Below are 13,624 nucleotides of genomic sequence, written 5' to 3'. Positions count from 1 at the left end.
CGTATCGCGCATCGTGAGCGCATCTTTTCCCGTCTCGCTGACTGAACACATGAACAAGGTCAAAGGAACCTCCGCCTACCTCAGTGCGCAACAGCGCGAAGTGGTGCATCAGCTGGCGCGCAGCTGGCTATGGCGCAGCGAATTGCCGACCTGGCTGTTAATCATTACTGTTTATAGCGGCTGGTTCGCCAGCGTGCTGTACTGGCAAACGCTGGGCCTGCCCCTCGCCACGCTGCTGCTGATTTTGTTCACCACCTGGTATTTGTCGCTGCAGCATGAGCTGATTCATGGTCATCCGACGCGCCTGCCGCGCCTTAATCAGCTGTTTGGCACGCTGCCGCTGGCGGTGTGGTATCCGTATGGTCTGTACCGGGATTCGCACCTGGCGCATCACCGCAACCACACCCTGACCGATCCGCATGATGATCCGGAGACCTATTATCTGTCGCCGGCGCACTGGGCTCGGCTCAAACCCTGGCAGCAGCGCGTTATCCATCTGCGCAACACCTTTCCGGGACGTCTGCTGCTGGGACCGCTGCTGGATATCCTCGCCACGCTGCGCGCGCTGACGCAAAGCGTGGTGCAGCGCGACGTGCCGGCGATGATGATGTGGCTGGTGCATCTGCTACTGCTGGCCGGACTGTTTTACTGGCTCAGCCTGCGTGGCTTTTCCCCGCTGTGGCTGGTGCTTGCGGTGAGCTATCCGGCGCTGATGCTGACCAAGGTGCGCTCATTTTACGAACATCGTGCCGATGAGGCGCCGCTGGCGCGCTCGGTAAATAACGAGGCGGCCTGGCCGTGGCGCCTGCTGTTCCTGAATCTCAACTATCATTCTGTACATCACGATCTGCCCGGTTTACCCTGGTACGGTCTGCGCAAAGTCTATTTGCTCTACCGCGACGGCTACTATCAGCGTAATCAGGGTTTTCGCGTTGCCGGTTACGGCGAATGGATGAAGCGCTTCTGGCGTCAGCCGATCGACGTTAACGCCCACCCGGGACACCACAAGGACGCACAGAATGCACATCATCTCTTTACCGATGTACGACATCGACCACCCGAGCACGCTGGCCATGACCTCAGTGCTGACGCGGCTGCTGGCGAAGCGCGGCGTGCAGGCTGAGGTGCAGTGGCACGACGACCTGCTGCCACACTGGCGTGATGACAATCTGCTGCTGAGTCAGACCTGCGGCTATCCGCTGGTCGCGCTATTGCCTGACGTGCAACTGGTGGGCACGTTTCAGTCCAATGCGCCTGGCTGCCATGATCTGCGCTATCGCAGCTGGCTGGTGGCGCGGCAGGAAGATGAGAACCTGAGCCTCGCTGATTTCCGCGACCGTCGCGCAGTGTGCAACAGCAATGACTCACACTCCGGATACAATTCGCTGCGCTATGTGGTCGCGCCGCTGGCCCAGAACGGCAAATTCTTCGCCACTACCCGGTTCAGCGGCAGCCACCGCCAGTCGCTGGCCGCGCTGCGCGCCGGAGAGGCCGACCTCGCCGCGATTGATTGCATCACCTGGGCGCTGCTGCGCAAATACCGGCCGCAGGAGCTGCAGGGCTTAGCCATTATCGGTGAAACCCCGCTGTGTGCCGCGCTGCCGTTGATAACCTCGGCGAAAACCGACAGTCTGCTGCTGGAAAAGCTGCGCAGCACGCTATTTGAGCTGGCCAATGTGGAGGATTACAAGGATGTGATGAAGGCCAACCTGCTGGCGGGCTTTTCTGTGCCGCAGCGCGACTGGTTTGACGAGGTTAAACGCTGGGAAGATGAAGCCGCCGCGCTGGGCGTGACGGCGCTGTAAATAAAGCACTAACCGGCGACATCCCTGCCGCCAGCAAGCTTACTGTGCGCGAGCCGCGATAATCGCCTCTGCGACGTTACGCGGTGCTTCGGCGTAGTGGGCAAACTCCATGCTGTACGTGGCGCGACCCTGCGACATTGAGCGTAGCGTGGTGGCATAGCCAAACATCTCGGCCAGCGGCACTTCAGCACGGATAATGCGCGCGCCGAAACGCTCGTCCATGCCCTGCAGCGTGCCGCGCCGGGATGACAAATCGCCCATCACGCCGCCGGCATACTCTTCCGGCGTCTCCACTTCCACCTGCATCACCGGCTCAAGTATCACCGGATCGGCCTGCTTCGCTGCCGCTTTGAAGCCAAAGATCGCCGCCATGCGGAACGCCATCTCCGACGAGTCAACGTCATGATAAGAGCCAAACGTCAGTGTGGCTTTGATATCGACCACCGGATAACCGGCCAGCACGCCGCTGTTGAGCGCTTCACGAATGCCCTTCTCCACCGAAGGAATGAATTCGCGCGGCACCACGCCGCCTTTGGTCGCGTCTTCAAAGGCGAAACCGGTTCCGGCCGCCTGCGGCTCGAGCGTCAGCACCACGTGACCATACTGGCCTTTACCGCCCGACTGACGCACAAATTTCCCTTCTACCTCGCGCACCGTTTTGCGGATGGTTTCGCGGTAAGTTACCTGCGGCCGGCCAATATTGGCTTCCACGCCGAACTCGCGTTTCAGACGGTCGACGATGATCTCCAGATGCAGTTCGCCCATGCCGGAAATGATGGTCTGACCGGACTCCTCATCGGTGTGCAGCCGGAACGACGGATCCTCTGCCGCCAGCCGCTGCAGCGCCAGCCCCATTTTTTCCTGATCGCCTTTGGTCTTTGGCTCAATCGACAGCGAAATCACCGGATCGGGAAATTCCATGCGCTCCAGCGTGATTACCGCATTAGGATCGCACAGCGTTTCGCCGGTGGTGACCTCTTTCAGCCCGACGCAGGCGGCAATATCGCCGGCGCGGATCTCATCAATTTCGATGCGATCGTTAGCCTGCATCTGCACGATGCGGCCAATGCGCTCTTTACGCTCTTTTACCGCGTTCCACACGCTGTCACCCTTGCGCAGCACGCCAGAATAGACGCGCACAAAGGTCAGCTGACCGACATAAGGATCGCTCATCAGCTTGAACGCCAGCGCCGAGAAAGGTTCCTCATCGTCAGCATGGCGTTCGTCGTGTTCGCCGCGCTCGTTGATGCCGGCGACCGGTGGCACGTCGAGCGGCGAAGGCATCAGTTCGATGACCGCATCGAGCATGCGCTGCACCCCTTTGTTTTTAAACGCGCTGCCGCACAGCATCGGCTGGATTTCGCCCGCCAGCGTGCGCTGCCGCAGCCCGGCAATCACCTCGTCTTCACTGAGATCGCCCTGCTCCAGATAGCGATCCATCAGCGCTTCGCTGGCTTCTGCCGCTGCTGCCACCATGTTTTCCCGCCACTCCGCTGCCTGCGCCTGCAGCGCGTCCGGAATCGGCGCATAGCTAAAGCTCATGCCCTGGCTGGCGTCGTCCCAGTAGATGGCGCGCATTTTGTTGAGATCGATGACCCCGCTGAACTGCTCTTCAGCGCCGATGGGAATGACAATCGGCACCGGATGCGCCTGCAGGCGATCTTTCATCATCTGCACCACGCGGAAAAAGTCCGCGCCCTGGCGGTCCATCTTGTTGACGAACGCAATGCGCGGCACGTGGTATTTATTCGCCTGCCGCCACACGGTTTCTGACTGCGGCTGAACGCCACCGACCGCGTCGTACACCATCACGGCACCATCCAGCACGCGCATTGAGCGCTCCACTTCAATGGTGAAGTCAACGTGTCCGGGAGTATCAATGATGTTGATACGGTGCGGCGTAAAACTGCCGTCCATGCCCGGCCAGTAGCAGCTGACCGCCGCCGAGGTGATGGTAATGCCGCGCTCCTGCTCCTGCGCCATCCAGTCGGTGGTTGCCGCGCCATCGTGCACTTCACCCAGCTTGTGGCTCATTCCGGTGTAAAACAGGATGCGCTCAGTGGTGGTGGTTTTACCGGCATCGATATGCGCGGAGATGCCGATGTTGCGATAACGTTCGATGGGGAGGGGTCGGGGCATGATGCGTCCTTAGTCTGTTGACGAAAAAAACCGGCAGGCACCGTTGCCCGCCGCTGTGCCCCAGCATAAACCCATTGTACGAATGAATACGAACAGTTTGAGCTTTTTTTGCTCATCGCTGAGATTGTCACGGTTTTCCGCATTTGCGGTGTGGCGCAGTGACGCGCAGCGCTTTAAGGTAAGGCTTTCATGCTTAACGGGAAAACAGTCCATGCGTATTCTGATTGTGGGAGCCGGTGCCACCGGCGGGTACTTTGGCGCGCGCCTGGCGCAGGCCGGCCGTGATGTGACCTTTCTGGTGCGCGAGCGCCGGCAGCAGCAGTTGCAACAGACCGGACTGGTGCTGCAAACGCCGGAAGGCAGCACGGTGCTGCAACCGCAGCTGGCGCTGGCCTCGACGCTGACCGGTGATTACGATCTGATTATCCTGACGGTGAAAAGCTTTGCGCTGGAACAGGCGATTGAAGACATCGCTCCGGCGGTTGGCGCGCAGACGCTGATCATGCCGATCCTCAATGGTATGCGTCATATTGATACGCTGCGCGCACGTTTCGGTGACAAGGTGATTGGCGGGCTGTGTAAGATTCACGCCACGCTGGGCGAGCACGGCGAAGTGATGCAGCTCTCTCCGCTGCACGTGCTTTACTACGGCGCGCTGGACGGCAACAACGATGCCCGTCTGGCGCGCGTGGATGCCGCGCTGCGTGATGCGCAGTTTGATAGCGTGTTCGCCGATAACATTATCAGTGAGCTGTGGGAAAAGTGGCTGCTGCTGAGCACGCTGGGTGCCGTGTGCTGTGTGGCGCGCGGCAATACGCAGCACATCCTGCGTTCAGCCGGTGGTGAAGCGCTGCTACAGGGCATTTTCGCCGAGGTGCTGGCGGTGATCACCGCTGATGGCTACCAACAGCGTCCGGCCGTGACGGCGAAGATTTATGAGACGCTGAACAATCCTGATGCGGCGATGACCTCATCCATGTACCGCGATTTAACCCAGGGCTATGATATCGAAGCCGATCAGATCATCGGCGATTTGCTGGTGCGCGGCGCGCGCCATGCGGTGGCGACGCCGCTGCTGAACGCGGTGTATGTGAATTTGCAGGTGTATTTGCAGACGCGGTGATCGGTCCGGTGCGTGCCAGGTGCGCATGAATGCGCATCCTGTTATTTGTGCGACATGTCATTGCGGCACCAGCCAGTCGCACAAACCGTAGCGGCGCGATTTATCGCGCAATGTGCATTTCCGCACCGCGGCCGGTTGCGCAATAAATTGCGCCGCTACGGATAAGGCAGAATATTCTCTTTACTCAATCACATATGCTTTTGGTGACGGCTCAACCCAACCTTGACTGCACGCCGGGCAGCTGCATCAGGCGCTGCCAGGCTGCTTCGACCGCGTCGGGTACATCAACGTGTCCGAAGAACCCCTTGCCGTTCGGGCCGTAGCCGCTGGCGTCGTCACGCAGGCGCTGCACCTCGCCCATCAGCAGCGACAGAAAACGCTCCACTGACCACAACCCCTGCGGCGGCGCGCCAACGATGCGCAGCATGCCCGCATCCATCATCACCTGCGGCACAAACACCGGCCAGCTGATGAATTCCGGCGCATGCTCGCGATCGCGCCACTGCCAGCGGAAGGTTTCCCAGCTGCGGCGCTGCATCAACGGATCCTGCACCAGCAGCACGCGCTGCGGCTGCCACTGCTGCTCATCCAGCAGGCGCTGGCTCAGGGCGGCGTTTTCGCCACAGTTGCGTGAGGCGGTTTCCAGCAGCAGCTGATCGTCAGGCAGCTCAGCGAACACGCGCGCCATCTCGCCCAGCAGCTGCGCTTCGCCCTTGCCGGCGGTGTCGATCTGGCGATAGAGCGGATGGCTGGCAATCATCGCGGCCAGCAGCGCGGTTGAATGACCGATGCCGCCGCTGATCAGCAACGGCAGCTGATATTTCTTCGCCAGCGCAATCACCGCTTCGACGTTCGGCAGCACCGCATGTCCGGCAAGTATGGCTAAATCGACCTCCAGCGTACCGTCCTTTGGCAGCTGATCGAGCGCCAGCCAGGCGGCAATGGTGTTGATATCCTGAATTTGATGGTCATTGAGCTGCATCACTTTCTCCTTGCGTTATCACTGTCAGTGTAACGCCTTAATACCGCGACGGCAGGGAAAAATTTGCTACACTCGCCGCATTCTCATCAGGAGGGATCAATGACAGCGCGTTCCGTAACGCTTGACGATGTCGCCCGGCTGGCTGGCGTCTCCTATCAAACGGTTTCCCGGGTGCTGAACCATTCGGCGCAGGTGTCACCCCGCACCCGCGCGCGGGTGGAAGCCGCGATGCAGCAGCTCAGCTACGTGCCAAACCGGGTCGCGCAGCAGCTGGCCGGCAAGGCCACGCGCACGCTCGGTCTGGCGACCAGCGATCTGGCGCTAATGGCGCCGGCGCAGATTGCTTCGGCGATTCAGCAGCGCGCGGCGGCGCAGGGCTATCATCTGGTGATCGCCATGGCCAATGCCACCAGCCACGCGCAGGACACGGTGCATGAATTGCTGGCGCAGCGCGTCGATGCTCTGCTGATCAACCTGCCGCTGGATGCCGCGCAGGCGGCGCAGATTCAGCAGCAATGCGGCAGCAAACCGACGCTGTTTCTGGATGTGGAGCGCAGCGCGGTCGTGGCGCAGTGTCAGTACCGGAGCACCAGCGGTGCGCAGCAGGCGGTGGATCATCTGGTGGCGCTCGGCCACCGGCAGATTGGCGTGCTGAACGGGCCTGCCAGCTCCGCGTCAGCCCGGGCGCGATTTAGCGCCTGGCAACAGGCGCTGGCGCGTCATCAGCTGGTGCCGCACTGCGTACTGAGCGGCGACTGGAGCGCAGCGTCCGGCTACCAGGCGCTGCTGACCCGGCTGCCCGACCAGCTGCCGCAGGCGCTGCTGGTGGCTAACGATCAAATGGCGCTGGGGGCGATGCGCGCGCTGCATCAGCATGGCGTACAAATTCCGGCGGAGATGTCGATCATCGGTTACGACGATACGGCGGAGAGCGCGTGGTATCAGCCACCGCTGACCACGGTGCGCCAGGATTTACAGCAGTTAGGCACAGTGAGCGTCGATCGTCTGCTGGCGCAGCTGGAGGGAGAGATACCGGACAGTCAGCCGCTGGAGACCGGGCTGGTCCTGCGCGCCACCACAGCGGCGCCGTTGCAGCAGCAGGTGGATGTGGCGGAGATTGCGCATCAGTTACAGCAGCTGGCGCGGGCATTAAAAAGGTCGCCATAAATGGCGACCCTGGAGCAAAACGCGGCTATCAGGCCCGTGAGGCTTACTGCCCTTTTGGTTCGCCCATCGCTTTGAGCTTTTTCGACAGCTCGCGACGCTCTTTCGACAGATCGGCGTTTTTGATGATGTACTCATCTACGCGATCTTCATAATCCACGCGCATGCTGGCGATGATTTCCTGAATCGCTTCCACGCTCATACCAGGTTTGATGTACTCGCTCAGGTTGTCCAGCAGCAACACACGTTTCTGGTTATCACGGATTTTCTTTTCGTTGTCCGTAATTTCGCGCTGCAGTTTGTTTTTACGACGAAACATACGCACAAACTCCAGTACGTCCTGAAATGATTGCTTGGCATTTTCCATGTTGGCACCTTTCTTGTGGCCTGCCGCGGCAGGCAAAATAGTCATAAACCGGGAAGACATTTAGCTTAGCGGCTTATAAGCCGGGTTCGCAATTTTCACCGCTAAATTCGGACTGGCACTTATCTTAGCGCAAAGAAAGGGCAATTCGCACTAAGTCATTGCCTGAGAAAACTATTTGCGCAGCGCCAGACGCACCAGGTCTGTCATGCGCTCCAGCTGACGCGCCTGCTCCAGACTCAGCCAGACGTAACCGTAAATCGCGGTGGTCTCCAGCCGCGCGCTGCCGTTGGCGATCAGCGCTTCCAGCTCCTGGGTGATGGCTTCCAGCTCGTGGCTGTTGGCAATCACCTGTTCAGTCTCGCCTTTTACCATCAGCGCTGACAGCGCGTTCAGGGTGTTCTCGGTCATCTGCTGCGTGCGGCGCAGCGTCGGCGCGTTAAGTAAAATCAGATGGCTTTCGCGCGACGCCCACCAGGCTTCAATCTGCATCTGCATGGTGTTAACCATATTACGGTTAATGGTCTGAATGGCTTCAAACACCGATTTAGGGATGCGCGTCTCTTTGCTCGCCGGCTCCAGCAGCGCGCGCATTTTGATCACGCTGGTAAGCAGCTTCTGGAAGCGCGGATTGAGGCGCGGCTTCTCCACCAGATTGGCAGAAAAGCCAGCGTGATGAATCTTCGCCATGTTGATAAAGGCGTCCGACAGCTGAATGCGCCAGTGAGTATAGGCGCGCTGCGCCCAGATGGCGCTAAACAGTAAAGCCATCAGCGAGCCGAGGATCACATCGCCGCCGCGCCACAGCGCCACGGTGAAATCGCCGGCCGGCGCGCCGACCACCACGCCGAGCGTAATGCCGATCAGCAGTGCCATATACGGGTGTTTGCCCAGCGTCAGATAGCCGCAGACGATCATCACGATAAAGCACCACACCAGCATCAGCGGCAGTGACAGCAGCTCCAGCTTCAGCGCGATCAGCCCTGATATCAGCCCGGCAAAGGTACCGCTGATACGCTGCACCACGCGTGGCAAAACATTGCCCCAGGTGGAGATCGGTCCCATCACCACCACCAGCGTGATCAGCGGCCAGGTGCCTTCCGGAATATCGGTGAGACGGACAAACAGAAAGCACAGCACAAAGGCGATAGCAATGCGTACGCCGTGCACGGCGCGGTAGTGGCGGTAAAACCAGAACTCAATCGGAGAGATGGGCTTGTCAGCGCGTAACATGGTGGTCCGGGTGCGAAAAAAATTTGCGCGCTATGTTACCCTGGCGCAGCACGAACATTGAGGGGCTGGCGCAACTTTTTGCGCAATAATACAACTGCGCTACATCTTGTTTTCTCAGTGCACACAAGGATGTAACGCAGCGGTTGCTTATTGCCCGACGGCTTACAGTTTCTGTTTCACGTAATCGCTGATGCGCGTGATGATGCCTGCTTCATCGACCGATTGCAGCGCGTACAGCGGATAGCTGGCCAGCTGCTTGTCTTTATCCAGCACCTGAATTTCGCCCACCTGCTCGCCGGCTTTGAGTGGCGCTTCGAGGTCTTTACGATTGATCACATACTTCGCCATCACGTTCGACACTTCGCTGCGCGGCAGTGACAGATAGATATCTTCGGTGGTACCGACGTCCACTTTGTGCGGGTTGCCGTACCAGACGTTTTCGCTGCCGATCTTTTTCCCGGCGTGGAACAGCTGCACGGTGTCGAAGTTGTTCTGTCCCCACACCAGCAGTTTACGCGCCTGCTCTTCACGTCCCTTCGAACTTTTCCCGCCCATGATCACCGCAATCAGACGATGGCGACCGACGATGTTCGAGGCGACGATGTTAAACCCGGCGCTCTCGGTGTGGCCGGTTTTCATGCCGTCGACGTGCAGATTCTGATCCCACAGCAGGCCGTTACGGTTGTTCTGGGTAATGCCATTGAAGCTGAGGGTTTTCTCGCTGTACATGGCGTAGAAATCCTGCTCACCGTTGATGATGGCGCGCGACAGCACCGCCAGATCGCGCGCGGTGGTGTGCTGCCCCGGCGCATCGAGACCGTGCACGGTTTCGAAGTGGGTGTGCGTCAGACCGAGCTTCTGCACGTAGCTGTTCATCATGTTGACGAAGCTCTCCTGGCTGCCGGCCACATAGTCGGCCAGCGCCACGCAGGCGTCGTTGCCGGAATCGATGATCACGCCGCGCATCAGATCGCGCACGGTGACTTTATCGCCCGGCTTAAGAAACATCAGCGACGAGCCTTTAAACACCGGATTGCCGGCGGCCCACGCGTCTTTACCCACCGTGACCACATCGTCGCGGGTGATTTTCTTCTGATCGACCGCGCGGTCGACGACATAACCGGTCATCAGTTTGGTCAGGCTGGCCGGGTTGCGTTCCGCATCCGGGTTGCCTGCGGTGAGGATCTGCCCGGTGGTGGCGTCCATCAGCACCCAGGACGCGGCATCAATGGCCGGCGGCGTCAGGGGAAACGGCATGCTGTCATCCGCGTGCGCCAGCGATGCCCAAACAATCATTCCAGATACAGTTACCAACAGACGCCTTTTCAACACTTCTTCCTCAACATCAAATAAATGAATTTACCGCCGCACGTTTTACGGCAAATAGCGCTTTGATATCTGAATAAATTGAAAAAAAGTATGAACCGCGGACAAATGCTGCGCGCCCGCTCGCAGCGATGGCGATCGAGGTTGTGCTGTACCGGGCTGACGACTATTCTGTGCGTTGATTTTCCATAGCCAGGATAACGCCGTGCCCGCCTCTGAGTTCACTTTTCTGTTCCACGATTATGAAACCTTCGGCAAAAGCCCGTCGCTGGATCGTCCGGCGCAATTTGCAGGCCTGCGCACCGACAAAGCCTTTAACGCCGTGGGCGAACCGCAGGTGTTTTACTGCCAGCTCGCGGACGATTACCTGCCGCAGCCGGAAGCGGTAATGATCACCGGTATCACGCCGCAGGTGGCCAACGCGCGCGGCGTGCCGGAAGTGGAGTTTGCTCAGCGCATTCACGCGCTGTTCAGCGAACCGCAGACCTGTGTGATCGGTTACAACAACGTGCGCTTCGATGACGAAGTGACGCGCAATATCTTCTACCGCAACTTTATCGACCCGTATGGCTGGAGCTGGCAGAACGGCAATTCGCGCTGGGATCTGCTCGACGTGATGCGCGCCTGTTATGCGCTGCGCCCGGAAGGCATCGTCTGGCCGGAGAACGACGACGGTTTCCCGAGCTTTAAGCTGGAGCATCTCACCCAGGCTAACGGCGTGGCACACGAACAGGCGCACGATGCGATGTCCGATGTGTACGCCACGCTGGCGATGGCAAAGCTGGTGCAGGAGAAGCAGCCGAAGCTGTTTGAGTTTCTGTTTACCCATCGCAACAAGCAGAAACTGATGACGCTGATTGATATTCCGCAGATGAAGCCGCTGGTGCACGTTTCCGGCATGTTCGGCGCGGCGCGCGGCAATACCAGCTGGATTGTGCCGCTGGCGTGGCATCCGGATAACAAAAACGCGTTGATCGTGGCCGATCTGGCCGGCGACATGACGCCGCTGCTGACACTGTCGCCGGATGAGTTGCGCGAGCGGCTGTATACGCGACACAGCGATCTGGGCGATTTGCCGGCGGTGCCGATCAAGCTGGTGCACATCAATAAGTGCCCGGTTCTGGCGCCGGCCAATACATTGCGCCCGGAAGATGCCGAACGACTGGGTATCGATCGTCAGCACTGTCTGGCGAATCTGGCCCTGCTGCGCCAGCATGCCGAAGTGCGGGAAAATGTGGTGACGCTGTTTGCCGAAGCGGAGCCGTTCACGCCGTCGGAGGATGTCGATGCGCAGCTGTATGACGGCTTCTTCAGCGACGCCGATCGCGCCGGCATGAACATCCTGCGTCAGACGCCGCCGCAGAACCTGCCGGCGCTGGATTTGACCTTTGAGGATAAGCGTATCGCGAAGCTGCTGTTCCGCTATCGCGCCCGCAACTTCCCCGGCACGCTGGATGATAAAGAGCAGCAGCGCTGGCTGCAGCACCGCCGCGAGCAGCTTAATGCGGAGCGGGTGCAGGCGTTTTTGCTGGAGCTGGAGTCGCTGGCCAGTTTACATGAGGGCGATGCAGAGAAGATGGCGCAGCTGAAAGCGCTGTATTTGTATGCGCAGGAGCTGGTGTCGTAGCAGGGTTTCGTGCGGGCTGATGCCCTCACCCCGGCCCTCTCCCACGGGGAGAGGGAGAGGTAGAGTGCGTTTTGGTGCAGCTACAGAGCTGATACCTGACTCATGCTCGGGCGGTTCCCTCTCCCACGGGGAGAGGGAGAGGTATAGTGCGTTTTGGTGCAACTCCAGGGCTGATACCTGACACACGCTCGGGCGGTTCCCTCTCCCGCGGGCGGGAGAGGGTTAGGGTGAGGGAAAGCCTTACACCTCTTCGCTAAACTGCGGTACCGGATTGCGGAACGTGCGGGTCACAAACGCCAGGTAAACAATACCAATCGCCGCCCACACCAGGCCGAGCACCATCGAGGTCTCTTCCAGGTTGATCCACAGCGCACCCACCGTCAGCGCCCCCATAATAGGCAGCACCAGATAGTTGAGGTGATCTTTCAGCGTTTTATTACGCTTCTCACGAATCCAGAACTGGGCAATCACCGACAGGTTCACAAAGGTGAACGCCACCAGCGCACCGAAGTTGATCAGCGCGGTCGCAGTAACCAGGTCGAAGTTGATCGCCAGCAGCGCTACCGCACCAACCAGCAGCACGTTCAGCGACGGCGTGCGGAATTTCGGATGCACGAAGCCAAAGAAACGCTGCGGGAATACGCCGTCACGGCCCATCACGTACATCAGACGCGAAACGCCAGCGTGTGCCGCCATGCCGCTGGCCAGCACCGTCACCACCGAGAAAATCAGAATGCCGATCTGCAGCGCTTTACCCGCCACGAACAGCATGATTTCCGGCTGTGAAGAGTCCGGATTCTGGAAACGCGAGATATCCGGGAAGTACAGCTGCAGGAAGTACGAGACGCCAATAAAGATCACCCCACCAATCAGCGCGGTCAGGAAAATCGCGCGTGGAATGGTGCGCTCGGCATCTTTGGTCTCTTCCGACAGCGAACTGATACCGTCAAAGCCAAGGAACGAGAAGCACAGAATGGTCGCACCGGTAATCATCGGCACCACCTGCGCATTTTCAGACCAGAACGGCTTCGTACTGGTCAGCGTACCGGCGCCAATACCGTGTGCCACACCATACACCACCATACCGGTGATCACAGCCATCACCACTACCTGCAGCACCACAATGACGCTGTTGAAGTTGGCCACGGTTTTGATCCCACGCAGGTTGGAGATGGTCATAAACGCCACCAGCAGCACCACGAAAATCCACGACGGAATGCCCGGCACCAGCGACTCAAAGTAGCTTTTCGCCAGCAGGATGTTGATCATCGGCATGAACAGATAGTCCAGCAGTGATGACCAGCCCACCATAAAGCCGACGTGCGGACTGATAGCCTTCTGAGCATAGGTGTAAGCGGAGCCCGCAGATGGGAAGCGGCGTACCAGCTTGCCGTAGCTCACGGCAGTAAACAGTATCGCGATCAGCGCGAAAGCATAAGCGGTGGCGACGTGACCGTCGGTGAGGCCTGACACGATGCCGAAGGTATCAAACAGGGTCATTGGCTGCATATACGCCAGGCCCATCATGACGACCGGGATCAGAGTCAGAGATTTTTTCAGATGTGCACGCTGTGGTGCGGCAGAGGTATTAAGCGACATTGTTCAGGCCCCCTACAGCAACAACTGAGTTCAGTTGTACCACAGGGATACTGCGCAATGTGCTGCAGTGAGAAGTGATATTAGTGTTTGCGATTGTCGCCGCGCCATAATCATCACGGAAGCGAGAACCAGCCTGCGCTGGTGCAATTGTAAACAGTCCCATCTTTGTTCCTCAAATCTCACGCACAAGCGTGTTTCAGTGTCTATCTATCCGGATGCGTGTCCGGCCTCGTTCATGTAGTGAAAGCACCATGCAAAAAAA

General features: G+C 59.2%; 11 protein-coding genes. 5 read left to right on the top strand and 6 right to left on the bottom strand.

The annotated features are described in order from the left end of the window. Positions 1-49 precede the first annotated feature (49 nt). Positions 50-1,123 carry a fatty acid desaturase gene (locus AC6I8P_RS07275; RefSeq protein WP_498031089.1) on the top strand — a complete coding sequence of 358 codons (1,074 nt, stop codon included), beginning with the start codon at positions 50-52 and terminating at the stop codon, positions 1,121-1,123. Further along, complete coding sequence (locus AC6I8P_RS07270) at positions 1,020-1,805, top strand: phosphate/phosphite/phosphonate ABC transporter substrate-binding protein (protein ID WP_498031088.1); 786 nt, start codon at positions 1,020-1,022, stop codon at positions 1,803-1,805. The genes AC6I8P_RS07275 and AC6I8P_RS07270 overlap by 104 nt, the downstream gene beginning before the upstream one ends. A 39-nt stretch (positions 1,806-1,844) precedes the next feature. On the opposite strand, the gene fusA is transcribed toward AC6I8P_RS07270, so the two are convergent. Beyond that, positions 1,845-3,944 (bottom strand): elongation factor G, encoded by a 2,100-nt coding sequence (gene fusA, locus AC6I8P_RS07265; protein ID WP_498031087.1) that lies wholly within the window; start codon positions 3,942-3,944, stop codon positions 1,845-1,847. Positions 3,945-4,155: 211 nt separating this feature from the next. On the opposite strand from fusA, the gene AC6I8P_RS07260 reads away from it, so the two are divergent. Next, entirely contained in the window at positions 4,156-5,067 is a 912-nt protein-coding gene (locus AC6I8P_RS07260) for a ketopantoate reductase family protein (RefSeq protein WP_058782000.1), read from the top strand. Positions 5,068-5,278: 211 nt separating this feature from the next. Here the strand turns inward: AC6I8P_RS07260 and AC6I8P_RS07255 are convergent, their stop codons facing one another. Then, a complete protein-coding gene (locus tag AC6I8P_RS07255) occupies positions 5,279-6,049 on the bottom strand; it encodes a YdcF family protein (protein ID WP_058757325.1) in 771 nt (256 codons plus the stop codon). 99 nt (positions 6,050-6,148) lie between these two features. Between AC6I8P_RS07255 and AC6I8P_RS07250 the strand changes: the two genes are divergently transcribed. Then, positions 6,149-7,216, top strand: a complete 1,068-nt coding sequence (locus tag AC6I8P_RS07250) for a LacI family DNA-binding transcriptional regulator (protein ID WP_104093142.1) — start codon at positions 6,149-6,151, stop codon at positions 7,214-7,216. A gap of 43 nt (positions 7,217-7,259) precedes the next feature. Here AC6I8P_RS07250 and tmaR read toward each other — a convergent pair whose 3' ends face one another. From tmaR to dacD, 3 genes are all read right to left on the bottom strand, one after another. Continuing rightward, positions 7,260-7,580, bottom strand: coding sequence for a PTS system regulator TmaR (tmaR, locus tag AC6I8P_RS07245; RefSeq protein ID WP_021509369.1), 321 nt, complete (start codon positions 7,578-7,580; stop codon positions 7,260-7,262). A gap of 171 nt (positions 7,581-7,751) precedes the next feature. Next, entirely contained in the window at positions 7,752-8,810 is a 1,059-nt protein-coding gene (locus tag AC6I8P_RS07240) for an FUSC family protein (RefSeq protein ID WP_058757324.1), read from the bottom strand. Between the two features lie 162 nt (positions 8,811-8,972). Continuing rightward, a complete protein-coding gene (gene dacD / locus AC6I8P_RS07235; protein WP_031280074.1) occupies positions 8,973-10,139 on the bottom strand; it encodes a serine-type D-Ala-D-Ala carboxypeptidase DacD in 1,167 nt (388 codons plus the stop codon). A 202-nt stretch (positions 10,140-10,341) separates the two neighbouring features. Here dacD and sbcB point away from each other — a divergent pair, with 202 nt between their 5' ends. Next, entirely contained in the window at positions 10,342-11,763 is a 1,422-nt protein-coding gene (gene sbcB, locus AC6I8P_RS07230; RefSeq protein ID WP_058757323.1) for an exodeoxyribonuclease I, read from the top strand. Between the two features lie 240 nt (positions 11,764-12,003). On the opposite strand, the gene AC6I8P_RS07225 is transcribed toward sbcB, so the two are convergent. Further along, positions 12,004-13,362, bottom strand: a complete 1,359-nt coding sequence (locus AC6I8P_RS07225) for an APC family permease (protein ID WP_058757322.1) — start codon at positions 13,360-13,362, stop codon at positions 12,004-12,006. Between the last annotated feature and the right edge of the window lie 262 nt (positions 13,363-13,624).

Source organism: gamma proteobacterium symbiont of Lampromicra miyakona, from assembly GCF_059730895.1.
The sequence above is the reverse complement of the archived record's forward strand: the minus strand, read 5'-3'. Positions and strand labels throughout refer to the sequence as shown.